The following is a 24,388-nucleotide window of genomic DNA, read 5'->3' as shown; positions in this document are numbered from 1 at the left end:
TTGTCTAAACAAGCTGTAGCTTACCGTGAGGTTTCTTTGTTACTTCGTCGTCCACCGGGCCGTGAGGCTTATCCTGGAGACGTGTTCTATCTGCACAGTCGTTTGTTAGAGCGTGCTGCAAAGATCAACGCGAATGATGATATTGCACAAGCCATGAACGATTTGCCTGAGTCGTTAAAAGGTAAAGTAAAAGGTGGTGGTTCTTTAACTGCACTTCCAATTATCGAAACTCAGGCTGGTGACGTTTCTGCCTATATCCCAACCAACGTAATTTCAATTACTGATGGTCAGATCTTCTTAGAATCTAACTTGTTTAACGCAGGGGTTCGTCCGGCGATCAACGTAGGTATTTCGGTATCTCGTGTGGGTGGTAACGCTCAGATCAAGTCTATGAAGAAAGTAGCTGGTACATTGAAATTGGATCAGGCACAATATCGTGAATTGGAGGCTTTCTCTAAATTCGGATCTGACCTGGATGCGGCAACGAAATCTGTTTTAGATAAAGGTGCCCGTAACGTGGAAATCCTTAAGCAAGGACAGTTCTCTCCAATGACTGTAGAGAAACAAGTTGCTATTATCTATATTGGTACTAAAAACTTAATGCGTACAGTTCCTGTAAACAAAATCAGAGAATTTGAAGCAGAATTTTTACAACAGCTGGAGCAACGTCATGCAGATACTTTAAAAGCTTTAAAAGCTGGTAAACTGGATGATCAGATCACTGGTGTATTAGAAACAGTAGCTAAGGAATTAGCAGGTAAATACTAAAATTGCGCTGCAGAAGATAAAAAAGAATGGCTAATTTAAAAGAAGTAAGAATACGCATATCATCGGTACAGTCTACACAGCAGATCACCAAAGCTATGAAAATGGTTTCGGCTGCAAAGCTGAAGCGTGCGACCAATGCTATTATACAATTACGTCCCTATGCTACAAAGCTAAAAGAGATCTTAGGAAATCTTTCAGCGAGTCTGGAAGGATCTTCGTCGCCTTTTATACAGGAACGTGAGCCTAACAAAGTTTTAATTGTTGTGGTATCTTCCAACCGTGGTCTTGCGGGAGCTTTTAACATGAATGTGATTAAAGCCACCAATAACCTGATCGCAGAGAAGTACAGTGAGCAATACAAAAACGGCAATGTGAGCATCGTTGCTATTGGTAAGAAATCTCAGGATTTTTACGAAAAGCGTGGCTATAACGTTATTGGTAATAATAATGATGTTTATTCTGCCCTGACCTTTGAGAACGTAACTAAAATTACAGATTCCATCATGAATGGTTTCAAAAAAGGGGAATACGACAGAGTAGAGGTGATCTATAACCGCTTTAAAAATGCCGCTGTTCAATTTGTAACTACAGAACAATTATTACCGCTTCCTAAAGCAGATACAACTGAGGTAAAAGCTTCAAATGTAGATTATATCCTGGAGCCTTCTCAAGAAGAAATTGTGGCACAATTGATCCCTAAGTCGATTAAGATCCAGCTGTACAAAGCTGTACTTGATTCACATGCTTCGGAACATGGTGCACGTATGACTTCTATGGATAAAGCAACAGAAAATGCCGGTGACTTGCTGAAAGCCTTAAAACTTTCTTACAACCAGGCCCGTCAGGCTGCTATTACGACAGAGCTTACAGAGATCGTGAGTGGTGCAGCTGCATTAAACGGATAAGTTTAACCGACCATAGTATTAAGCCCTTATCGATCTGATAGGGGCTTTTTTGTTTTAATTATAGTCTACTTGCCGATATTGGTTAATTTTGGAAAAATAAAATAAATAGATGAAAAGACGATTGATTTCTATAACTGCGCTCTTCTTATTGCCGCTGGCCCTGCTGGCTCAGCAAAATCCTGCTGGGGGTGCCCGTGATTACACCACGTCAATTTTATGGCAGCAACGTTCCGGTGAATACCGGGCACTTGCTTTCCAGGCATATAATTTTGCCCGTTTGTCTCTTTCGGAGCAAATGAAACTTGCCGATACGACTAAGAAGAATTGTGTGGTTGTCGATATAGATGAGACGGTGCTGGATAATTCTCCTTTTCAAGGCACAGAATTAAAGCGTGGTATTAGCTATAATGCTGCTGACTGGTCAAACTGGACGAGTAAGGGAGCTGCAGACACGGTTCCTGGAGCATTGGGTTTTTTAAAATATGCAGCATCTAAAAATGTAGAGGTATTTTATATCACCAACCGGGAAGTAACAGAGCACAACGGAACGCTTAAAAATCTGCAGGACCATGGTTTTCCTTATGCTGATGATGCACATCTGGTATTGAAAAGCGGTACTTCTGATAAGGAACCACGAAGACAAAAGGTAATGGAAACATATAACATACTTTTGCTTTGCGGAGACAACCTGAGTGATTTTTCGAATGTGTTTTACCGGGAGAATAAAGACACCAAAGAAGAAGTAGATCGTGCCCGGCCACTATTTGGAACGAAATATATTGTATTGCCTAATCCAATGTATGGCGATTGGGAGAAACAGTTTTATAGAGGAAAAGACCTTAAAGAAAATGATCGTTCCAAACAAAGGATGGACGGATTAAAAACTTATTAAGGAATGTGCTTTATTTTAATGAATTAATCTTTATTTTTGTGCATTAAATAAAACTTAACATGGAGCAAACACCAAAACACAATACAGAAAGCATGAAAACAGCGAACCAGACATCAATATATCAATTGTTGGTGGTGGGTATCATTGTCAGTATCCTAGGCGTATACCTTCGTTTTGCTGGTGATTCTTCAACCTTATCCATCATTTCATGGGTAATCTTATTTGTAGGTGCATTTATCTGCTGCAAAGCAGTATTTAAAATATTAGCTGCCTAACCATATCAGGCATTTTTTAACAGGAAGTCCTCATTGGTTTACACACCAGTGAGGATTTTTTGTTTTCAGACGTTTGTAGTCTCTGATGAGGTATAGGTTACTTTTTCTGTATCGGGGTATTAAGGGGAAATCTAACCTTTATAATTATGAAAAAGTATTTGTTTTTTGCAGTGATCACCATAGCCATCTGGAGCTGTAACAGGAGTAATAAAATGGAATCAGCGGATACAACAGAAGCTTTAAAAGAAAGTTCGGCAGATACTGTTGCGAGTGATAAGATCATAAAAACCGCCGATATGCGTTTCCGGGTGAAAGATGTACAGACGGTAAAAGAGAAACTCAGTAATTCCGTAAAAGAAGAAGGTGGTATGATTGTGGAATTTACTGTTCAGAGCAATATCATGCGCACAGAAAAAGCGAAGTATTCAGCCGATTCTCTTCTGGAATTAACTTCTTACAGAAAAGAAGGACAGGTTGTTGCTAAAGTTCCTTCGGATAAGCTCGATGATTTTACCAATAAAGTGGTTAAAATGGCGGTATTTGTTGATCAGCAATCGCTCAAACTAGACGATCAGAGCATGAATTATCTATCTAATGCTTTAAAAAACAGGAATAGGGTGGAAGCTGTTCAGCAGTTGAATAAGCATGCAAATAAGAAAAGCAATAATGTAGAAACTGCCTTAGAAATTAAAGATGATTATGTGGATAAAAAGATCCAGAATCAGACGATTGACAGTCGGGTAAAGTACAGTACAATTACCTTAAACTTTTATCAGGACAATACAGTGCAGAGGCTGGTGGTTGGAAATGATGATTTATATGATTACCGTCCGGCATTCATGAACCGGTTTTGGCTGGGAATCCAGAATGGCTGGCTAATCTTTAAGGAGTTTATTTTGATTCTGACCAATTTATGGGTACTGATCCTTTTGGCTGGGGCCGGGTATTTTGTGTTCAGACATTACCGCCGGAAGAAAAAACTAATGAGTGCTTAGTTTAAAAAAGCAAGTTTAAAATGCCTCTAATCAATGTCTAAATGATTGGGGGCATTTTATTTTACTCTCTTTTTATTGTCCTGAACAAAAGAGGCCCATCCCGAATAAGATTTAGCTTTGCCGCTACCTCCACTAGGCACTCTTTGAAAAGAGTGACAAACAGCCACAGCCAATCCATCAGTTGCATCCAGGAATTCGGGTGTTTCTTTGAAATTTAAGAGTCTCTGCAGCATAGCAGCCACCTGTTCTTTGCCAGAACTTCCATTTCCTGTAATGGATTGTTTGATCTTTCTGGGTGCGTATTCTGTAACCGGAATATTTCTGGATAGCGCTGCAGCCATGGCAACACCCTGAGCCCGGCCCAATTTTAACATAACTTGTATATTCTTTCCATAAAAGGGGGCCTCAATAGCCAGTACATCAGGCTTATATTCATCTATCAAATGAATGGTTTTCTCGAAAATGCGCTGGAGCTTTAAGAAATGATCATCAAGGTGTTCCATGCGCACAATGCCCATCGTAATCAGTTCCATTTTACTGCCTTTTTCCAGAATCGCCCCGTAACCCATTACAGCCGTTCCGGGATCAATCCCTAATATAACCCTTTCCTTTTTTTCCACCAACATAGAACAATATTAAGCATATTTGCAGACAGTAAAATAAAAAGTTTGACATCGAAGTATAAAAAAATATTCTCTTACCTCATTAAAATTGCAATTGTTGTTTTTGCATTTTGGTTCATTTATATTAAGCTGACCACGAATAATGACCTGAAAAGTTTTGGCAGGTTGATCAAGGGCATGCCCGAACATCAAATGGAAATTATTCTGGCTGTGGTGGTGCTGCTTATGCTGGTAAATTGGGGCCTTGAGGCTTTAAAGTGGAAAAGACTAGTGAGCAGTATAGAAAAGATAAGCCTTTGGAAAGCAATAGAATCTGTGTTCTGTGGCCTGACCTGGGCTGTATTTACCCCCAACAGGATCGGTGAGTATGGAGGACGTGTCTTTTTTCTCTCACCCAAAAGAAGGATCATTGGCGTGGTGGCGATGGCTGTAGGAAATATCGGTCAGCTGGTGCTCACGAATGTTTTTGGTTCTATTGCCATTTGTGCATTTATTTATAAATTTAATCTTCTTGATTACCGTTTGTTTTTTGCCCTTTGTGCCTTGGCAGGTACTTTCAGTTTGTTTTTTCTGGTTTTCTTCTTTAACATCAGGTGGCTGAATGGTATTTTACTATCTATTCGTTTTACAAGAAAGTATAAAAGATTTTATAAAGTGCTTGCCCGGTATAAAAAACTGGAACTTTTAAAAATCTTACTATTCTGTCTTGCACGTTATCTGGTGTTCAGCACCCAATATTTTGTGATGTTCTTTTGGTTGATTCCTGGTTTGCATTATGCGGACATCATGATGATGGTTTGTATATTGTTCTTTGTTCAGTCTTCCTTACCCTCACTTGATCTCTTTGATATCGGAATAAGAAGTGTTACGGCATTGTTTTTCTTTAAGTATATTACAGATCAAAATACAGCAGTGGTAGCGTGTACTGCGAGCATTTGGCTTATAAATATTATAATTCCTGCTATATTAGGCTCTTATTTCGTTTTTAAACTCAATTTTTTTGGAAATACTCAACGTACCTAATTATTTTTCTGCTATTCTGACCATCAATTATGTCCTGGTCGTTGTTACTTTTATTCGGGGCTGGCATAAATTAATGCCCTACAAAGTATCCACAAAGAAATGTACTACCCCGGTATCTGTTATTGTTGCTGCCAGGAATGAGGCCGGAAGCATATCTCATACCATTGAAGATTTGCTGGCGCAGGATTATGACAGGGCCCTGCTGGAGATTATTTTTATAGACGACCATTCAACAGACAATACCGTAGAAATCATTACTGGTTACAAGGATATAAAACTAATCATTCTTAATGAAGACAAGGCTTTAAACTCCTATAAGAAAAAGGCCATACAAACGGCCATAAGCGGGGCAACAGGAAAACTGATTGTAACTACCGATGCAGACTGCAGGATGGGTCCAGACTGGCTAAAAACAATTGTAAGTTATTATGAAGAGCATGATTACAAAATGATCTCTTCGCCAGTGGTCTATTTCAAAGAACAAAGTTTTTTTGAGCGTGCACAGGCGCTGGAATTTCTTTATCTGATCGGCCTTGGCGCCTCCACCATTGGAAATGGAAAACCTTCTACCTGTAATGGTGCGAACCTGGCTTATGAAAGGGATGCATTTTATGAGGTGGGTGGATTTAAAGGTATAGACGATCTGGCTTCTGGTGATGATGAATTGCTGCTCCATAAAATGGCGGCCAGATATGGAAAAAAGATTGGATTCCTTAGAAATTATGATGCCATGGTCTATACTTTTGCAAAGCCCAATATGTCCGAATTTATCCAGCAAAGGAAACGTTGGGCTTCAAAGAGTACCCGGTATAAAAATAAATCGATCATTGTGCTTGGTGTATTTGTCTGGTTGTTTAACCTGAGCATCCTGGCCAATGTTGTTGCCGGCCTGTTTGTCGGTCTGTTTTTTAAAGTTGCTCTCGTTCAGTTGCTGATTAAAATTGTTTTTGAATTTTTGTTTCTGTGGGACGTAACCAGATTTGCGAAACGAAGAGAATTACTTGCCCTTATGCCTGCACTAAGTCTGATGCATATCCTTTATATTATTTTTATTGGCGTTGCCGGTAATTCCGGAAAATACAATTGGAAGGGAAGAATGGTGAAATGAGTAAACACAGTCCTTCAGGAAAGATCTGGGTAAAATTCAAAAGGAACAAACTGGCCTTTTGCGGATTATTCTTTTTAGGGCTGCTGATTCTTTTGGGTATTTTAGGTTACCTGGTTATACCAGACCAAAGCCCGATGGCCAATACCATGCATCTGCAGCTGAGCAATAAAAAGCCAGGAAGGACTTTTCACTTTCTGATCATCAGTAAAAAGACAGATGTGAAAAAAGTAAACTTTCTGGAAAAAATGCTGTATGGACAACCGGTGGATTTTATGAGTATCCCCGTAACCACGTACCGTCAGAAGGGCAATAGAGTATATGCAAGAGAATATATTGGCGACGATGAACGTGCGGAAGAAACTGTTTATCCATTGGTCCAGGGAAATAACCGTTATACACAGACTTTTTGGCTGGGCACAGACCTGTATGGCAGAGATCTTTTAAGCAGGTTAATCCTGGGGATCCGGGTTTCGCTGTCGGTGGGCCTGGTCGCAGTATTGATTTCTCTTTGCATTGGGCTTAGCCTTGGAGCTCTGGCCGGATATTTTGGTGGCAAGGTAGATGCGCTCATCAGTTGGTTTATGAATGTGATCTGGTCGCTACCTTCGTTATTGTTGGTTATTGCTATATCTTTTGCATTAGGAAAGGGCTTCTGGCAGATCTTCATTGCCGTTGGCTTATCCACATGGGTAGACGTGGCTCGTTTGGTTAGAGGACAAGTGCTTGCTCTAAAAGAAGTTGAATTTGTAGAGGCATCCAAAGCTTTGGGGTTCTCTACATCCAGAACGATTATGAGACATATTTTGCCCAATATTGCCGGACCAATTCTGGTCGTGGCCTCTGCTAATTTTGCGTCTGCGATATTGCTGGAATCCGGACTTAGTTTTCTGGGCTTTGGTGCGCAGGCACCTATGCCGAGCTGGGGCGGAATGATTAAAGAGCATTACGGTTATATTATTATGGATGCGGCTTACCTTGCTGTTTTGCCAGGTCTTGCTATTATGCTGACGGTTTATGCCTTCAATTTGCTGGCTATAGGTTTAAGAGATGCCTTTGATGTAAAGTCAGAAAATGTAACGGTCTAGTTTAAACTCGAATCATTAACTTTGCGGAATGTTATTGAATTGTTATCAGGAAGAATTATTGGAAGCTGGCTGCGATGAAGCTGGAAGAGGTTGTCTGGCAGGTCCGGTATTTGCCGCAGCTGTGATTTTGCCCAAAGATTTTGTGGCTGGTGAACTGACAGATTCCAAAATGCTGAAGCATTCACAGCGTGAGCGGTTGAGGCACATCATAGAAAAAGAGGCGCTTGCCTGGGCTGTGGCTTCTGTAGATAATGAAGAAATAGACCGGATCAATATCCTGAATGCTTCCTTTCTTGCCATGCACAGGGCAATTGAAAAGTTAAACATTGCGCCAAAGTATTTAAGTATCGACGGGAACAGGTTTAAAGCTTATCCTGAGATTCCGCATAGTTGCATCATCAAAGGGGACGGTAAATATTTAAATATTGCGGCCGCCTCTATATTGGCTAAAACGTATAGAGATGAATACATGGTTAAAATAGGGGAAGAATATCCTTTATATCAATGGCATCAGAATAAAGGATATCCTACAATTGCTCATCGTACGGCATCTTTAGAACTGGGTTTAACGCCATACCACCGCAAAAGTTTTACGGTGAGTCACCCACAACTGGATTTATTTGCCCTTTAAGGCCGTATTTTCCTTCTAAAATTGCTAAAAAACTACTTTCTGTGACGAAATTAGTCCACTTAATTTAGTATTTTCACACTATTGAAAGTATTGATGCTAACATACCGGGTCCCGTTTCCACCCAATAGTGGATATCCTATCGTTGTTTACAACACGATAAAGGGATTGCTCAGGCACGACGTAGACGTTACCTTGTTTAGTATCAACACCAATAAACACCGGGTGGACGTGGATGATATTTATGACCCGATTTATGACGGCGTAAAATTTTACTCTTATGATATCGATACTGAGGTTAATATCTGGGGAGCGATATTCAACGTATTTTCTAACCAGTCCTATAATGTTTCCCGTTATTTTGATGATAATGCAGCCAAGTTGCTGGAGAATATTTTAAGAGAAACAGAGTTTGATATTATTCAGTTTGAGGGGCTTTTTGTGGTTCCTTATCTGGATACGGTGAAGGCCTATAGCAAGGCAAAGATCATTTACCGTGCACATAATATTGTATTTGATGTATGGGAACGCATTGCCTATACAGAAAGGTTCAGACCAAGAAGGCGTTATCTGGAATTTTTGGCCAGGCGACTGAAATCTTACGAGACGGAACAGATGAACAGGTTTCACCAGATTTTCGCCATCAGTGAACAGGATAGACAGAGTATTCTGCGGTTTGGTTGCGAAACCAGTCTTGATGTGTTTCCTGTAGCGCTGGATTTTGATAAATATGTTACTGATCCTTCGAAGACGAGCTTTGCTACCCTTTTTCATTTGGGGGCAATGGATTGGCGGCCAAATAAGGAGGGACTGGAATGGTTCCTGGACGAAATATGGCCGGATATTGAAAAACTAAACAGTGAGCTGCGTTTCTATATTGCAGGAAAGAATATGCAGCAACAGTTTTTTGACTATGATTCAGAGAATCTGGTGGTAGAAGGAGAAATTCTCGATGCGGTTGAATTTATCAATTCCAAAGCCATTATGATTGTTCCTCTGTTGTCCGGAAGCGGGATGCGGGTAAAGATCATAGAAGGGATGGCCATGAGAAAATGTATTATCGCCACAACGATGGCTGCCGAAGGGATCACCTGCGAAAATGGAAAGGATATCCTGATTGCAAATACACCTGACGAGTTTTACCGGGCCATTTTACAATGTATTACCAATCCTAACAAATGGCGTGAAATTGGAGAAAATGCACGTAAAACTGCCGAACGTAATTACGATATTTCTACAATTACAGAAGGAATGGTGAATATCTACAGGCGGCTTATAAATGTGTAAAAATTGTGTACTTTTGGCCACCATTTTTATATAAAAAGTATGAATAATACCGCATTAACAGATAAACACATTTCATTGGGCGCTAAAATGGTGCTATTTGCAGGATACAATATGCCTGTTCAGTACGAAGGCATTAATGCCGAACACAATACGGTAAGAAACGGAGTTGGTGTTTTTGATGTAAGCCATATGGGTGAATTTATCCTGAAAGGAGAGAAAGCCCTTGACCTTATTCAGCGTGTAACCAGTAACGATGCATCTAAACTGTATGATGGAAAGGTTCAGTATTCTTGTTTGCCAAATGAACAAGGTGGAATTGTAGATGACCTTTTGGTGTACCGCATAGATGATAAAACCTATATGCTGGTGGTTAATGCTTCCAATATTGAAAAAGACTGGAACTGGATCCAAAAATTCAATACAGAGGGTGTAGAAATGCACAATATCTCCGATAAAACCTCTCTTTTGGCTATACAGGGACCAAAAGCAGCAGAAGCCTTACAAAAATTGACAGATATTGACCTCGCTTCTATGGAATATTATAATTTCAAGAAGGGCGTGTTTGCAGGAGTTGATAATGTAATTGTTTCGGCAACAGGATATACAGGTGCTGGCGGCTTCGAGATCTATTTTGAAAACGACAAAGCATACGCCATCTGGGATGCTATTTTTGAAGCAGGTGCTGAATTTGGTATTAAGCCAATCGGGCTTGGTGCACGTGATACCCTTCGCTTAGAGATGGGCTTCTGTTTATATGGAAATGACATCGATGATACCACTTCTCCAATTGAAGCCGGTCTGGGATGGATCACTAAATTTATAAAGCCTTTTACCAATTCTGAGGCTCTTCAGGCGCAGAAAGAAGCGGGTATCCAAAAGAAACTGATTGGCTTTGAAATGATAGACAGAGGTATTCCACGTCATGACTATGAAATTGTGGATGAAGCTGGCCAAGTGATCGGCAGAGTAACTTCAGGTACACAATCTCCCTCTCTGCAAAAAGCGATTGGAATGGGCTATGTGAACTTGGATAAAGCCAAAGAAGGCACCGAAATCTATATCCATATCCGTAATGCTAAAATAAAAGCTAAAGTCGTTAAGTTCCCATTTTATAAATAGATCACCAAACCATAGATGCAAAGGAAAATTGAAGTTTGTTTAACTCCGGCTTTACTGGATTTATATGCAATTGAAGAGAGTATAGTTGTTGTCATTGATATCTTAAGGGCAACATCATCTATGGTATATGGTATTGACAATGGGGCTGAGGCCATTATACCCGTAGCACAAGTGGAAGACTGCCTGAATTTTTCAGGTAAGGGTTATTTACTGGCGGCGGAAAGAAATGGGGAAGTGGTTGAAGGTTACGACTTCGGCAATTCCCCATTTTCTTACACCAAAGAAAAGGTGGCAGGCAAGACGATTGTGCTGACCACAACCAACGGAACCAAGGCATTACATCTGGCCAGAGCACGCGCTTCTAAAGTGGTGATCGGTTCTTTTTTGAACCTGGAAGTATTGTGTACCTGGCTGAAAGCGCAGGATAAAAATGTATTACTGCTTTGCGCGGGATGGAAAGATCAGTTTAATCTGGAGGACACCTTGTTTGCAGGGGCAGTGGTTCATCAGCTGAAAGCAAACTTTGATCATTTCGATGACTCCAGTGTTGCCGCTGAAGACCTCTATATTTTGGCTAAAGAAGACCTTAGGCAGTACATTGCAAAGTCGTCTCATAGCCATCGGTTGGCTGCATTAAACATTGAGGAAGATGTTAAATTCTGTTTGCAGCTGGACCTTTGTAAAGCCATTCCCGTTTTGGAGGGAGAGCGGCTGGTTCTTTTGAAATAAGAATTAAATCTGCGGTTTGTTCATGAGCGCCCGCAGTTTCTCATTGTGTTTAATGGTCTTGAGGGTTTCTTCGTAGGCCAGCCAATAAATGATTTCCGCTTTTTTCATGTCAAAAGTACTGATTTCACCCATACCCTTGGGTTCTATCAGCACATCACAAAAAGCAGATTTCTGCTCCATATCTTTGTTAATCGACATAATGCCAGCCCTGCTCATCAAGGCTGTAATCCCCGTAATTTTGTCTACTTCCTTAAGGTGGTTACAGGACGATCCAATGATGAAATCACAGTCCTTCATTAAGGGCTCCACCGGAAAATTATTCAGAATGCCGCCATCTACATACATTTGACCACCGATCATAATGGGTTTAAAGATACCGGGAATACAGCTGGAGGCTTGAATGGCCTGGATCAGCGGACCTTTGTTAAAATAGACAAGTTTGCCCTCACTAAAATTTGTTGCCGCAATGGTAAGGGGAATTTTTAATTTCTCTATGCTGTTTTCAGGGAAATATTCTTTCAGCAGGTCAGAAGTATGCTCAATATTGATCAATCCAAGAGAGCCCACTGCAGGTCTTACAAAACGTAGTAATTTGGTTTTTGTGAAAATATTAAAGCCTTCTTCGGGATCAATACCTGCGGCGTAAAAAGCACCTGCAATAGAACCGGCACTGGTGCCGCTAATGTGACTAAAGCGGATACCCGCATTTATAAATGCTTTTAAAACCCCAAGATGCGCTATTCCTCTGATTCCCCCGCCGGATAAAACGATACCAATCTTTGCCATTAATTTCTTATTTAGGTTTGTACTTTGAAGCGCTTAATATCTTTTGCGCATCATCATCTTCCATCAGTTGCTGCAGCGTAATTTCCGGATTTTTCTCCATATACTTCCTAACAATTTGCCAACCCGTCCAGATGCCCAGTTTCGGAGCAGATTGGTTTTTTTCTCCAATGCCGGGCGTAAAAGGCCCTTCACTGAGAAATACCTGCATTTTTGGGTAATCTGTACTAAATAACAATTCATTTTCCATGAAGAAAGCCCAAATGTTGCCCTCGTATTTTTTACACCAATTTAACTGTTCTGGAGTATAGCCGATCTTTACTTCGTCGGGAACCTGATCGTCCAGTACTTTATCCATAAAATAAAGGATCTTTCCACTATAGACCATTTTGGAGATCAGACTTCTGTTCTCTTCCTTTTCAGGAAAGAGTTCTTCTCTGGCGTAAGTTTCTGCTATTCTCGGACTGATGTATTCCGGTGAAAACCTCCTGGAAAGGTATACCGGGACACTGCTCACAATGGCCCTGTAGAACTGGCTGTCCTTGCCCAGGAACATATCCAGCCCTATGCCCATATAATTGTCGCCGATGGGCATTTGTACGGCAAAGCCTGAAATGAATGAGATGAACTTCGGTACCCGGGCATTAGGATAATAGTATTTGATGTATTTGAAAACCTGGCTAAGCGATTGCTCTTGGGATGCCAGAGAAGGAAATACGCTGTCTACTTCCTTGCTGAGGTCTGTATAAGCCTTGTCCTGATAAAGGGTATCCAGAATCTGCGCTCCGGTATAATCGGGGGTTCCGATCATCCTGTGAATATAATCGTCGTAAAAAGGGCCATATTTTTTTTTCAATAACTCATCTGCTTTTAAAGTGCCCTGTTTTTTAAACTGCACAAGATCTTTATCGAAACGTTCAATCTGAATGTCAAGCTTAATCTGGCTTACATCGGGCTTTTTCGACTGCCGGCAAGAAAAAAAAACAAGCGCTAACAGAAAAAATAGATAAATTTGGGGATGTTTTACGTTATATCTCATTTAGAGCAAATATAACCAGATCAAGCATGAAATTACAGCATCTGTATCTAACACCAACCACAATGATTAAAAAAATACTCCTTTCTCTCTTTTTACTTGTTTCCGCCAGTCCTCTTTTTGCCCAAAATGCTCCAATTATGGATTACGGATTTCGTCTTGGTTTAACTGCACATCCAACTTTTGGATGGATAAAGGCAGAAAACGGAAAAGGCAATGGTACCAGTTTAGGCTTTTCTTACGGACTTCTGGCTGATTTTAATTTTGCCGAAAACTATAGCCTGGCCACCGGTATTACCGTGACCACTATTAACGGGAAAAGCACTGAAATCAACCCAAGATTATATGCACAAAATGCAAATACTACAGCCGCTACTGCGTATGATTTAAAATATAAACTCCAATACCTGGAGTTGCCGCTTACCGTGAAACTTAAAACCAATAAGATTGGTGACCTGAGATGGTACGGACAGTTTGGTTTGTCTAACGATTTTAATATTGGTGCCAGGCAGGATGCAGAAAGCGGCGGTAAAGGTATCGTGACGAACCAGAATATCAAATCTTCTACCCGTTTTTATCGTGCAGGTCTGATCCTGGGCGGTGGCGGTGAATTTGACGTCGATACCCACACCAGTATTACTGCAGGTTTAACCTATAATAACGGATTTACCAATATTGTTAAAGATGGTGACAGAAGCGTAAAGAACCATTATATTGCCTTGAACTTCGGAATATTCTTTTAAAACATGAAGATTGCACTCGCTCAACTGAACTACCATATTGGAAATTTTGAGGCCAATACCCATAAAATTATTGAACATCTTGGTCAAGCTAAAGAAAAAGGGGCAGATCTGGTGGTATTTGCAGAACTAGCTGTTTGCGGGTACCCTCCACGGGACTTCCTGGAATTTGAAGAGTTCATTGCTCTTTGTGAGCAGGCTGCTTTAAAAATTGCAGAACATTGTACAGACATTGCCTGTATCATTGGTTTGCCTGTAAAGAATGAACAGCTTGCAGGTAAAGATCTGTTCAATGCGGCTTATTTTATTGAAAATGGTCAGGTCAAAAGCATTGTCAGAAAGGCATTGCTCCCCAACTATGATGTTTTTGATGAATACCGTTATTTTGAACCAGCCACCAGTTTTGAATGTATACCTTTTAAAGGAAAAAAAATTGCGCTTACCATATGCGAGGATCTGTGGAACATTAATAATAATCCATTATATGTTTCCAACCCTATGGATGAACTGATTCTGCAGCAGCCGGATTTGATGATCAATATTGCAGCCTCTCCTTTCTCTTATTGCCATGATGATGAACGCATTGTGGTGCTGGCAGAGAATGCCCGGAAATATAAATTACCGTTGTTGTATGTGAATCAGGTTGGCGCGCAGACAGAGATTATTTTTGACGGGGGCTCTATGGTTTTTGATGCAAAGGGTCAAATGCTCGACGAGCTTCCATACTTTAAAGAAGTGATAGGCTTATATGAATTTAAAGATCAACATATTCAGCACCTCCAGCCGTTGGAGCATCGGCCGGTACCTGATATAGAACAGATCCACGATGCATTGCTTCTTGGCATCAAAGACTATTTTGAAAAGTCCGGTTTTAAAAAGGCTGTATTGGGTCTGTCTGGCGGAATTGATTCTGCAATCGTATGTGCACTGGCTTGCCGTGCCCTTGGTGCCGAAAATGTTATGGCTGTACTGATGCCCTCTAAGTATTCTACAGACCATTCCGTACAGGATGCATTAGATCTGGTGAAAAACATTGGTTGTCAGCATGAGATCATTCCTATTAAGGAGGCGGCAGATGCTTTTGATCAGATGATGGCCCCTGCTTTCCATGATTTGCCTTTTAACCTTACTGAAGAGAACATACAAGCCCGGTGCCGTGGAATTGTGGTGATGGCCATGTCTAATAAATTTGGTTATATCTTACTGAACACCTCTAATAAGAGCGAATGTGCAGTAGGCTATGGTACTTTGTATGGAGATATGTGCGGTGCCATTGGCGTTATCGGCGATGTGTATAAGACTCAGGTCTATCAGCTTGCCCGCTATATCAATAAAGATGCTGAAGTCATTCCTGAAAACTCTATTGTAAAGCCGCCTTCAGCAGAGCTTCGGCCAGGTCAGAAAGATTCGGATTCTTTGCCGGATTATGATATCCTGGATCAGATTTTGTTTCAGTACATAGAGCTGAAGAAAAGTTCTGCTGCCATTATAGCCCAGGGATTTGATGAAGCATTGGTACGCAGGATCATTAAAATGGTTAATACAGCCGAATTTAAACGCTATCAAACACCACCGATCTTAAGAGTATCACCAAAAGCATTTGGTATGGGAAGAAGAATGCCTATAGTAGGAAAGTATTTATCCTAGTTCTTTTTTTGATCCGGGTATTTTTCCTATCGCAATCATCAGCAAAGATAATCCGATAAAGAGTGCTGCCACACCTAAGCAGTTGATCAGCACTTTTGCATAGCCTAATTGTGTTACATCTATAAAGGGGTAAGGGTAGCTTGCGCCACAGGCTCCGGCAAGAAGTGTAACAAAGAAGTAGACAAGTGGATAGAGTAGCCAGGGCCACATATCCGACCATTTAAGTGTTTTCTTATCCACAAAACAGATCCAGTACACCACAGTCATTAGAGGGACAACTGCGTGCAGAAGTTCATCTGCAAGCCTGTTTAAACCCTGGGGACTATAAAGTGGCCTCAAAACTACATTATAAATGGCTCCAACAACTATGATATAGACGGTCGTTGCCGTCAAAACCTTGTTACTGGAAAAGAACCTGCCACATCGGGATGCGGGGCGAAAGAGGATAAAAGAAAACGCTGTAGCCACCAGGATATTGGTTAAGATCGTGAAATAACTGAAAAATTTAGCGATGCTCTGCAATAGCGGAAGCTGTCTGTTGATCAGGGTAAGATCAAATTGAAGTACGATGGCAAACCAACTGAGTAATACAATGATGCTCAGAAATAAGGTGTCTATATTTGATCTTTTCATTTTTCGATCAGTGTTTATTTTTTCTGCCCCACTTTCTGTAAGGAATGATCAGCGCGAAGAATATTGCTGTAAGGCTGAACAGCTTGGCAACCAGATCACCACTTTTGGTGTAAAATGTGATCTCATCATTCAAATTGATATCCGCTTTAAGGGCTGTTCTGGTCCACCATTTGCTTTGCTTAACCACATCTCCGGTTTGGTTAATGAAACCCGAAATACCCGTGTTTGCAGATCTAACAACATATCTTCTGGTTTCAATGGCCCTTAATCCTGCGTAGAGGAAGTGTTGGTCTTTTCCGGAAGTATTGCCCCACCATCCATCATTGGTGATGATAGCGATAAACTGAGCACCGTTTTTCACAGACTTTCCAATCCAGTCGCCCCATAAGGATTCATAGCAGATTACTGGTGTGGCGCCGATGCCTCCGTAGGAATAAAATACACCTGGATCTTCCTGACCTTTGTAGCCACCAACCGTTCCTCCAAAACCATCAAATACAGGTCCCAGAATAGATAAAGCACCAGGGAAAGGCATCTTCTCTACGCCGGGTACGAGTTTAGATTTGTGGTAAAACTGCACATTGGCCGAGTTTTCCAGCTGCATGGCCGCATTAAAACTGCTAACCTGGTCGCCATTTCTCTTGATGCTCTCAATTCCTGTGATCAGACTTGCATTTTTGTACTTGTACAGAAAACGCTGTGCAGTAAGGAAGTCTGGATTCTCCCGGATACGGTCTTCATCGGCATAACGGGGAATAGCTGTTTCCGGCCAGATAAAATATTCTGTATTGGTTTGGGCAACTGAATCAGATAAATGGGCCAGGATTTGCAGCTGCTCATTGGCCGGTAGACTCTCGTACTTTTGATAGGGATCAATATTGGGCTGTACCACCACTACATTTACCGGGACAGGTTTCTCCTTATACTGAACATATTTTGTCAGGGAAAGTGCGGTTGGGAGAATTATAAATAGACCCCAAATGAATGCGGGCCTGAATTTTGGATAGCCGGTTAGTTTTGATTTAAAAACTTTATAGGCTTCAAAGGCGAGGATATTACTGGCCAGGATCCATAGAGATCCTCCATATACACCCGTATATTCATACCATTGTGCCAACTGATGCATACCTGCGAGTCCATTGCCCAGTGTCATCCATGGGAAGGCCAGGTCCCAGGTCTGGTGCAGGTATTCCATCGCAATATAAAAAGAGATCAGACCAAAGTAAGCGATCTTTTTACTGGAAACAACGCTCAGTCTGTAATACAGCCAAAAGGCAAAGGTCATCAGTAAAGCGCCCAGTCCATAGGGGATTAAAGAGATCAGGAAAGCCACAAAAGCATTGTTTACTGCGCTTATGGCATTGTATACCCAATAAATACTGGCTGTATTCCAAACCAGGAAGGTAAGGCCTGCAGTTAAAAATACTTTTTTGCCCTTCTTTGAAGCGTCAGACTGGCGGATGTAATCGATAGCCCATAAGAGTGGAACCAATCCAACCAGGAGTAAAGGGGTGGTATAGGGAATAGGGGGCCAGGCCAGCCACATTAAGAACGCACTTAATAAAGCTGGCAGGAGAAAGGTCTTGGATTTCATAGGATGACTAAAAGCTATCTAAAATGCTTGCTTTCTTCGCTTCATATTCTTCCTGGGTAATCAGCTGTTTATCGTATAACGTTTTAAGCTTTCTGAGTTTAAGTGTAGTCTCATCTTCGGGCTCTTCAACATGGACAACCGGAGCGGGATCAGGCACCACAACAGCTTCCTCAATATGACTGAAATCTGCGATTCCCTGTGGCTGAGCATTAACAGTCACCGGAGAAACAGCAGCCCGTTTATCTTCTATATCAGATTTTCTCTGTTCTTCTTTAAAGTTTTCCAGTTGCTCATAGGCCGCCTGATACAATTTCCTGGCTTGCGTTTTAGGGATATATTCAGTGATGATGTTTTCACCTTGCTGCGGTACACAAATGAATTTTGAACCAAACAATTCTTCTTTAAAGGACACTTCTTTTATGCTCTTCCAGGAAATATCTGTGAATTTCATCGTTATCCCAAAATTGGCCGGCTCACAATAAAAGATACGTTTGTTGCTCACGGCAATACAGTCTGGCAACAAATTGACCGCAGGTTTCTTTTGTACGGCCAGGTAGATCAGTTCCTCATTGCTGGTGAGTATATCATTTAGTTTTCCCAGAACCTTTTCTACGGCTTTAGGATCTTGTTCATCACTTAAAAATCTATCTATTAATATCATTTGTTCTTCTTGATTAGGTTAAATAACTATTTGTAATCGCGGCCATCTGCCTTTGTCTTTTTAGTTTCGGGCTTACCTGCCACACAAATTACAAATTCTCCCTTTAAAATATTGTTTTCAAAATGTGATTTTATCTCTGCCACGGTACCCCTTACGGTCTCTTCATACAACTTGGTCAATTCCCTGCTTACCGAGGCTTGTCTTTCTTCCCCAAAATACTGGCCAAACTCTTCCAGTGTTTTTAATAAACGGTGAGGACTTTCATATAATACAATGGTGCGTTCTTCTTCCGCAAGTTTTTTAAAACGGGTTTGCCTGCCTTTTTTAACAGGTAAAAAGCCTTCAAAAACAAAAGCGTCTGTGGGTAAACCGGAATTGACCAGGGCGGGTACAAATGCTGTAGCTCCCGGAAGACACTCTACCTGCAGGTCGTTTTTCAATACTTCCCGCACCAGGAAAAAGCCAGGGTCTGATATGGCTGGCGTACCTGCATCTGAAATGAGCGCCACCTTCTGTCCTTGTTTCAGGAATTTAATGATCTCAGAGGTCGCCTTGTGCTCGTTATGCTGATGATGAGAATAAGCCTTTTTATCAATGCCAAAATGTTTAAGTAATGGTGCACTGGTACGGGTATCTTCTGCTAAGATAACATCTGCTTCTTTTAGGACTCTGACGGCCCTGAAAGTCATATCTTCCAGATTACCTATGGGCGTTGGTACAAGAAATAGTTTACCTTCCATGTTATTCTCTCTAAACTCTTGTTATCTTTGTTTAAAATATTATAAATAATGCTGCAAGTTAACTATATCCGCGAAAATAGAGAGAAAGTTTTAGAACGCTTAAGTGTACGTCACTTTAAACAGGTTGAACTGGTTGATGAAATCATTCAAATTGATGATGAACGCAGACAAACTCAAACTTCGCTGGATAACCTTTCTGCTATTGCCAACGCCAGTGCCAAACAAATTGGTGAGCTGATGCGCAATGGAAAAAAAGAGGAAGCTGATGCGATTAAAGCGGAAACTACTGCAAATAAAGATAAAATCAAGCAGCTGTCTGATCAGTTAAGTACGATAGAGCTGCAATTGCACAATCTGTTGGTTCAATTGCCTAATTTGCCTGGACCTTTGGTTCCTTCGGGAGTTACACCAGAAGAGAATGAAGTGGTGCTGACATATGGTGAACCTGCGGTATTGCATGAGCAAGCTTTACCACATTGGGAGCTGACCTCCAAATATGATATTATAGATTTCGAACTGGGAACTAAAATTACCGGGGCAGGATTTCCTGTATATAAGGGTAAAGGTGCCCGCCTGCAGCGTGCGCTGATTAACTTTTTTCTGGACCACGCCACTGCAGAGGGGTACAGAGAGATGCAGGTTCCTCATTTGGTTAATGAGGCTTCAGGTTTCGGAACAGGACAATTGCCAGACAAGGAAGGGCAGATGTATCATTCTACAGTAGATAACTTGTATCTGATTCCAACAGCAGAAGTACCCGTAACGAATTTATACAGAGATGTTATTTTAAAAGAAGAAGATCTTCCGATTAAAAATACGGCTTATACGCCTTGTTTTCGTCGGGAGGCAGGTTCATATGGTGCACATGTAAGAGGATTAAATAGATTGCACCAATTTGATAAAGTGGAAGTGGTGCAAGTTGTCCATCCCGACAAATCTTACCAGGTGCTGGAAGAGATGAGCACTTATGTACAGTCCTTATTAAAGGAACTCGGTCTGCACTTCAGGGTACTTCGCTTATGCGGAGGAGATATGGGCTTTACTTCTGCAATGACCTATGACATGGAAGTATGGAGTGCCGCGCAACAACGCTGGCTGGAAGTTTCCTCTGTATCCAACTTTGAGACTTATCAGGCCAACCGTTTAAAACTGAGATATAAAGGAAATACAGGTAAAACCCAGCTTGCACATACCTTAAATGGAAGTGCTTTGGCCTTGCCACGTATTGTAGCTGCTATTTTAGAAAACTACCAGACTCCAGAAGGTATCCGTATTCCGGAGGCCTTGGTGAAATATACCGGATTTGATCTGATTGATTAATATTTATTCAGTCTGTAAGATTGAACCTAAAGAAAAAGGCCTTATTGCTTATGCATAAGGCCTTTTTACTGATAGATATATTTAGGTGAATAATCTCCGGTAATTTGATCTACAGGATCAGGATCAATAAAAGAATAATAATGATGATCGCTCCAACAGAAAGATAAACACCTCCGCCTATAGCGCGCGCATGTTTTTTCATCTCTTTCAATTCTTTACGCAGTTCCTTTCGTTCTTCTTTGGAAAGGTTTGATTTGTCCATGTGTTTGATTTCTTCCACACGATCGGTGATGCGTTTGAGTTCCACCTGCTGTTCAGCTGTAAGCTCTGTTTTATTCTTATCTCTGTTCCCAGCTGCCATTACAGTGTTTGCACTAATCCCCAACATAAAGACTAGGGCAAGCGAGTAAATAATTTTCTTCATAAGTTTATTTTTAAGGGTTATGTATATTATAACAAAAAACCCGCCAAGTTGTTGGCGGGTTTGTTATTTAATAAATAAGCATAAATTCTTATCAATACTGTATAGTGTTCAGATCAATTATTTTAATTCGAATACTACATTCACTACATAATTCAGTTTGATCTTCTTGAAATCGATTTCCGGGGCTGCAGACTCTGCGGCATCACCGGCATAAGCAGATTTCATCATAACATTGGAACGATACATCGGCTGAGGATAGTTTTCATTGTTTACTTCCTGTACATCGAGCGCACTTCCCAAATGGTCGCCAAGCGCTTCTGCCATATAAGTGCCTTTGGCTTTGGCTGCCTGAATGGCCTTAATTTTTAGCTCTTTCTTTAGAACTTCAATTTTAGAGTAATCATAGCTTTCAATATTGGTATAGGCAACTCCTTTTGGATCAACAGCACCAATAATTGCGTTCCACTTGTTTAAGTCTGTTACTTTCAGACGATATTGTTTACTCACCAGGAAATCCGGATCTTTCTTTTTCTCCGTTGCATAATTATAGCTGGAGAGGTTGTTGATCATCAGATTCTCTTTTGGTATGCCAGCACTTTGGATGGCGTTGAATAACTGGTTTTCTAGCGTAGTGATGTCTACTTTTTTCTTACTGTTGTTGTCTTTGAGATACTCTTTCAATGAAATGCTCAAGTAGATAATGTCTGGGGTTACTTCTGTTTCGGCAGAACCGCTAACGGAAATCTTTCTTCTCATATCTACTTGCTGGGCCATGGCGCTCATACTAAACAAGGCAACAAAGGCAAGGGCTAATAATCTTTTCATAATGGTATAAATTAATTTCTTTTATGTGTTTAATATTCAGATGTAATTATCATACCAATTCCATAAGGATAAAAGAAAAAAGAATAGATTAATCTTCAACGATCTCATTATTAGGGCCTATTTCTTCGATAATTTCTTCTTTGAAATAGCTTTTTTGAAATACGAGGATTAAGATTACGCCCACAGAAATAGCGGCATCTGCAATGTTAAACACGGGTCTGAAGAAAATATAATCTTCCCCGCCCCAGATGGGCACCCATTTTGGGAAGACGCCTTCCAGAATAGGAAAATACATCATATCAACCACACGGCCGTGAAACAGACCTGCATAGCCATAGATTTTGCCATAGAACACAGAGTCAATAATATTACCCAGTGCTCCGGCAAAAATAAGGGCTACATTTAAAATCAGGCCTCTGTGGTATTTGCGCTGAATGAGATAATGCAGGCCATAGCCAATACCAGCTACAGCCGCAATTCTAAATAAAGATAAAGACAGCTTACCAAACTCCCCGCCAAATTCCAGACCAAAGGCCATACCATTGTTCTCCGTGAAATGTATAATGAACCAATTGCCCAGGATTTTAAATTCCTGGCCAATGTACATATGGGTTTTGATCCAGGTTTTTACCGCCTGGTCTATAAGCAATACTAAAAAAATAATTAGTAAAGGTTTGGTATAGCCTTTCATTATGCCTGCTTCAGTTTAGCTTCCATACTTAAGGTTGCATGAGGAACGGCACGTAAACGTTCTTTCTGGATCAGTTTACCGGTTTCCCTGCAAATTCCATAAGTTTTGTTTTCAATGCGTACCAGGGCAGCTTCAAGATTTTCAATGAATTTTTTCTGGCGGGCAGCTAACTGATTGATCTGCTCTTTTTCCAAAGTGGCAGAACCGTCTTCTAAAGTCTTATATGTTCCGGAAGTGTCTTCTGTACCATTAGAGTTCGGGCTACTTAATGAATTGGTTAAAGACAGGAATTCTTCTTTCGCCATACGTAATTTGTCAAGGATCAGGTCTTTGAATTCCTGTAACTCACTATCAGAATACCTTGTTTTCTCAGTTTTTTCCATAATAATTATTGTGTTTCAATCGAAATTAGTAATTCAACATCATCTATTACGATTTTGTTTCCTTTGTCTATATTCTCTGTTAAATTAATGTCATCTGCTAAAATTTCCGAGCAAATGTATTGTTTATTTTGTTCTACTGCGGCGGTGATCAAATTATCCTTTTGTAAACTCACGGTAATTCGATCCGTCACTTCAAAGTTCAGTTCCTTTCTCAAATTCTGGATGCGGTTAATGAGTTCTCTGGATAAGCCTTCCTGTTTCAATTCTTCAGTAATGGTTACATCCAGGGCAACAGTTAAACTGCCCAGATTGGTCACCTGCCATCCTGGTATGTCCTCGGCAATAATCTCTACATCGGCCAGTTGGATCAGATAATCGGTACCCGGGATCAGATATTCTCCGGTATTTTCAAACTGTCCCAACTGCTCCTGGCTCAGGTTATTGATGACCTCGGCTACCAGCTTCATATCTTTGCCAACTTTTGGTCCAAGGGCTTTAAAGTTAGGTTTGATCTTTTTCTTGATGAAGCCTGCAGTGTCAGTAATATACTCAATATTTTTAATATTCGTTTCGGATAGAATTAATTCTTTCACCAATTCTACTTTGTCTGCAAATTTCTGGTCGAGAACAGGTAAAAGGATCTTGGCTAAAGGCTGACGAACATTGATGCCGGATTTCTTACGGAGTGACAATACCATAGACGAAATGTCCTGTGCAAGTTGCATCCGTTCGTTCAGGGCCGTATCTATAAGCGATGTCTCTGCCTCTTTCCATAAAGCCAGGTGAATGGACTCAGCAGCGTTTTTATCTGCTACAGCCAGGTTGCGAAACAGCCAGTCTGCAAAGAAAGGCGCTACTGGTGCCATCATTTGAGCTACACTCATCAGACAGGTATACAGGGTTTCGTAAGCGGCTTTTTTATCAGCAGTCATTTCGCCTTTCCAGAAGCGGCGGCGCGACAATCTGATATACCAATTGCTCAGGTGTTCATCTACAAAAGCCTGGATAGCCCTTGTGGCTCTTGTCGGTTCGTAAGAATTATAGCTTTCGTCAACTTCTGCAATCAGCGTTTGTAATAAGGATAAGATCCAGCGGTCCAGTTCGCTGCGTTCGGCAACTGGTGTCAGATTGTTCTGGTCTATTTCAAACTGATCGATATTGGCATATAGTGCAAAGAATGCATAGGTGTTGTATAGAGTACCGAAGAATTTACGGCGAATTTCTGCAATACCTTCTGTGTCAAACTTCAGGTTGTCCCATGGATTCGCATTGGAAATCATGTACCATCTGGTCGCATCTGGTCCGTACTCTGCCAGTGTTTTGAAAGGATCTACGGCATTGCCCAGGCGTTTGGACATCTTTTGTCCGTTTTTGTCCAGTACGAGTCCGTTAGATACTACATTTTTATAGGCAACCTGATCAAAAACCAGGGTGCCGATGGCATGCAGGGTATAAAACCATCCACGGGTCTGAT

General features: G+C 41.0%; 26 protein-coding genes and 1 pseudogene. 15 read left to right on the top strand and 12 right to left on the bottom strand.

Going from position 1 to position 24,388, the window contains the following annotated elements:
* The 5 genes and pseudogenes from VNZ46_RS17325 to VNZ46_RS17305 form a co-directional block, all read left to right on the top strand.
* Positions 1 to 768 (top strand): annotated as a pseudogene (locus tag VNZ46_RS17325) (F0F1 ATP synthase subunit alpha); the annotation flags it as partial.
* 26 nt (positions 769 to 794) lie between these two features.
* Positions 795 to 1,673: an ATP synthase F1 subunit gamma gene (gene atpG / locus VNZ46_RS17320; RefSeq protein WP_133783404.1), complete on the top strand. Its 879-nt coding sequence runs from the start codon at positions 795 to 797 to the stop codon at positions 1,671 to 1,673.
* A 109-nt stretch (positions 1,674 to 1,782) separates the two neighbouring features.
* Positions 1,783 to 2,565: a 5'-nucleotidase, lipoprotein e(P4) family gene (locus VNZ46_RS17315; RefSeq protein ID WP_325561300.1), complete on the top strand. Its 783-nt coding sequence runs from the start codon at positions 1,783 to 1,785 to the stop codon at positions 2,563 to 2,565.
* 59 nt (positions 2,566 to 2,624) lie between these two features.
* On the top strand, positions 2,625 to 2,840 hold the full coding sequence (locus VNZ46_RS17310) for a hypothetical protein (RefSeq protein WP_108551692.1): 216 nt from the start codon (positions 2,625 to 2,627) through the stop codon (positions 2,838 to 2,840).
* A 146-nt stretch (positions 2,841 to 2,986) separates the two neighbouring features.
* Complete coding sequence (locus VNZ46_RS17305) at positions 2,987 to 3,835, top strand: DUF4349 domain-containing protein (RefSeq protein WP_325561299.1); 849 nt, start codon at positions 2,987 to 2,989, stop codon at positions 3,833 to 3,835.
* Positions 3,836 to 3,891: 56 nt separating this feature from the next.
* On the opposite strand, the gene ruvC is transcribed toward VNZ46_RS17305, so the two are convergent.
* Positions 3,892 to 4,461 (bottom strand): crossover junction endodeoxyribonuclease RuvC, encoded by a 570-nt coding sequence (gene ruvC / locus VNZ46_RS17300; RefSeq protein ID WP_325561298.1) that lies wholly within the window; start codon positions 4,459 to 4,461, stop codon positions 3,892 to 3,894.
* 42 nt (positions 4,462 to 4,503) lie between these two features.
* Here ruvC and VNZ46_RS17295 point away from each other — a divergent pair, with 42 nt between their 5' ends.
* The 7 genes from VNZ46_RS17295 to VNZ46_RS17265 all read left to right on the top strand — a co-directional run bounded on the left by VNZ46_RS17295 (position 4,504) and on the right by VNZ46_RS17265 (position 11,437).
* The gene (locus VNZ46_RS17295; RefSeq protein ID WP_325561297.1) at positions 4,504 to 5,481 is read left to right on the top strand and encodes a hypothetical protein; all 978 of its coding nucleotides are present in this window, start codon (positions 4,504 to 4,506) and stop codon (positions 5,479 to 5,481) included.
* Positions 5,459 to 6,589: a glycosyltransferase family 2 protein gene (locus VNZ46_RS17290; RefSeq protein ID WP_325561296.1), complete on the top strand. Its 1,131-nt coding sequence runs from the start codon at positions 5,459 to 5,461 to the stop codon at positions 6,587 to 6,589. The genes VNZ46_RS17295 and VNZ46_RS17290 overlap by 23 nt, the downstream gene beginning before the upstream one ends.
* Positions 6,586 to 7,674 carry an ABC transporter permease gene (locus VNZ46_RS17285; protein ID WP_325561295.1) on the top strand — a complete coding sequence of 363 codons (1,089 nt, stop codon included), beginning with the start codon at positions 6,586 to 6,588 and terminating at the stop codon, positions 7,672 to 7,674. The genes VNZ46_RS17290 and VNZ46_RS17285 overlap by 4 nt, the downstream gene beginning before the upstream one ends.
* 28 nt (positions 7,675 to 7,702) lie before the next feature.
* Positions 7,703 to 8,305 (top strand): ribonuclease HII, encoded by a 603-nt coding sequence (locus VNZ46_RS17280; protein WP_325561294.1) that lies wholly within the window; start codon positions 7,703 to 7,705, stop codon positions 8,303 to 8,305.
* Between the two features lie 93 nt (positions 8,306 to 8,398).
* Positions 8,399 to 9,589 carry a glycosyltransferase family 4 protein gene (locus VNZ46_RS17275; protein ID WP_325561293.1) on the top strand — a complete coding sequence of 397 codons (1,191 nt, stop codon included), beginning with the start codon at positions 8,399 to 8,401 and terminating at the stop codon, positions 9,587 to 9,589.
* A gap of 39 nt (positions 9,590 to 9,628) precedes the next feature.
* Positions 9,629 to 10,708, top strand: coding sequence for a glycine cleavage system aminomethyltransferase GcvT (gene gcvT / locus VNZ46_RS17270; RefSeq protein ID WP_325561292.1), 1,080 nt, complete (start codon positions 9,629 to 9,631; stop codon positions 10,706 to 10,708).
* A 15-nt stretch (positions 10,709 to 10,723) separates the two neighbouring features.
* The gene (locus VNZ46_RS17265; RefSeq protein WP_325561291.1) at positions 10,724 to 11,437 is read left to right on the top strand and encodes a 2-phosphosulfolactate phosphatase; all 714 of its coding nucleotides are present in this window, start codon (positions 10,724 to 10,726) and stop codon (positions 11,435 to 11,437) included.
* A 3-nt stretch (positions 11,438 to 11,440) separates the two neighbouring features.
* On the opposite strand, the gene VNZ46_RS17260 is transcribed toward VNZ46_RS17265, so the two are convergent.
* Together VNZ46_RS17260 and gldB are read right to left on the bottom strand one after the other, a co-directional pair.
* Positions 11,441 to 12,223 carry a patatin-like phospholipase family protein gene (locus VNZ46_RS17260; RefSeq protein WP_325561290.1) on the bottom strand — a complete coding sequence of 261 codons (783 nt, stop codon included), beginning with the start codon at positions 12,221 to 12,223 and terminating at the stop codon, positions 11,441 to 11,443.
* A gap of 7 nt (positions 12,224 to 12,230) precedes the next feature.
* Positions 12,231 to 13,259: a gliding motility lipoprotein GldB gene (gldB, locus tag VNZ46_RS17255; RefSeq protein ID WP_325561289.1), complete on the bottom strand. Its 1,029-nt coding sequence runs from the start codon at positions 13,257 to 13,259 to the stop codon at positions 12,231 to 12,233.
* A 26-nt stretch (positions 13,260 to 13,285) separates the two neighbouring features.
* On the opposite strand from gldB, the gene VNZ46_RS17250 reads away from it, so the two are divergent.
* Positions 13,286 to 13,999, top strand: coding sequence for a porin family protein (locus VNZ46_RS17250; protein WP_325561288.1), 714 nt, complete (start codon positions 13,286 to 13,288; stop codon positions 13,997 to 13,999).
* A gap of 3 nt (positions 14,000 to 14,002) precedes the next feature.
* Complete coding sequence (locus tag VNZ46_RS17245) at positions 14,003 to 15,643, top strand: NAD+ synthase (protein WP_325561287.1); 1,641 nt, start codon at positions 14,003 to 14,005, stop codon at positions 15,641 to 15,643.
* Here the strand turns inward: VNZ46_RS17245 and VNZ46_RS17240 are convergent.
* From VNZ46_RS17240 to rsmI, 4 genes are read right to left on the bottom strand one after another with little or no spacing between them, the layout of a single operon-like run.
* Positions 15,635 to 16,276 (bottom strand): Pr6Pr family membrane protein, encoded by a 642-nt coding sequence (locus tag VNZ46_RS17240; protein WP_325561286.1) that lies wholly within the window; start codon positions 16,274 to 16,276, stop codon positions 15,635 to 15,637. The genes VNZ46_RS17245 and VNZ46_RS17240 overlap by 9 nt on opposite strands.
* A 7-nt stretch (positions 16,277 to 16,283) precedes the next feature.
* Positions 16,284 to 17,870 carry an apolipoprotein N-acyltransferase gene (gene lnt / locus VNZ46_RS17235; protein WP_325561285.1) on the bottom strand — a complete coding sequence of 529 codons (1,587 nt, stop codon included), beginning with the start codon at positions 17,868 to 17,870 and terminating at the stop codon, positions 16,284 to 16,286.
* 7 nt (positions 17,871 to 17,877) lie between these two features.
* Positions 17,878 to 18,531 (bottom strand): PH domain-containing protein, encoded by a 654-nt coding sequence (locus VNZ46_RS17230; RefSeq protein ID WP_325561284.1) that lies wholly within the window; start codon positions 18,529 to 18,531, stop codon positions 17,878 to 17,880.
* Between the two features lie 26 nt (positions 18,532 to 18,557).
* Entirely contained in the window at positions 18,558 to 19,271 is a 714-nt protein-coding gene (gene rsmI / locus VNZ46_RS17225) for a 16S rRNA (cytidine(1402)-2'-O)-methyltransferase (protein ID WP_325561283.1), read from the bottom strand.
* Positions 19,272 to 19,319: 48 nt separating this feature from the next.
* On the opposite strand from rsmI, the gene serS reads away from it, so the two are divergent.
* Positions 19,320 to 20,591: a serine--tRNA ligase gene (gene serS, locus VNZ46_RS17220; RefSeq protein WP_325561282.1), complete on the top strand. Its 1,272-nt coding sequence runs from the start codon at positions 19,320 to 19,322 to the stop codon at positions 20,589 to 20,591.
* A gap of 109 nt (positions 20,592 to 20,700) precedes the next feature.
* Here the strand turns inward: serS and VNZ46_RS17215 are convergent, their stop codons facing one another.
* From VNZ46_RS17215 to VNZ46_RS17195, 5 genes are all read right to left on the bottom strand, one after another.
* The gene (locus VNZ46_RS17215) at positions 20,701 to 21,015 is read right to left on the bottom strand and encodes a hypothetical protein (protein ID WP_108551727.1); all 315 of its coding nucleotides are present in this window, start codon (positions 21,013 to 21,015) and stop codon (positions 20,701 to 20,703) included.
* Positions 21,016 to 21,132: 117 nt separating this feature from the next.
* Entirely contained in the window at positions 21,133 to 21,840 is a 708-nt protein-coding gene (locus tag VNZ46_RS17210) for an SIMPL domain-containing protein (protein ID WP_325561281.1), read from the bottom strand.
* Positions 21,841 to 21,928: 88 nt separating this feature from the next.
* A complete protein-coding gene (locus tag VNZ46_RS17205; RefSeq protein ID WP_108550814.1) occupies positions 21,929 to 22,531 on the bottom strand; it encodes a lipoprotein signal peptidase in 603 nt (200 codons plus the stop codon).
* Complete coding sequence (locus VNZ46_RS17200) at positions 22,531 to 22,914, bottom strand: TraR/DksA family transcriptional regulator (RefSeq protein ID WP_199076627.1); 384 nt, start codon at positions 22,912 to 22,914, stop codon at positions 22,531 to 22,533. Before VNZ46_RS17200 ends, VNZ46_RS17205 begins: the two co-directional genes overlap by 1 nt.
* Positions 22,915 to 22,919: 5 nt before the next feature.
* On the bottom strand, positions 22,920 to 24,388 hold a 1,469-nt coding region (locus VNZ46_RS17195), incomplete at its 5' end, for a DUF5915 domain-containing protein (RefSeq protein WP_325561280.1).

This window comes from Pedobacter sp. (assembly GCF_035566355.1).
In the GTDB taxonomy this organism is placed as follows: Bacteria; Bacteroidota; Bacteroidia; order Sphingobacteriales; family Sphingobacteriaceae; genus Pedobacter.
Note: the sequence above shows the minus strand (reverse complement) of the source record. Positions and strands in the feature narration are given on the sequence as shown.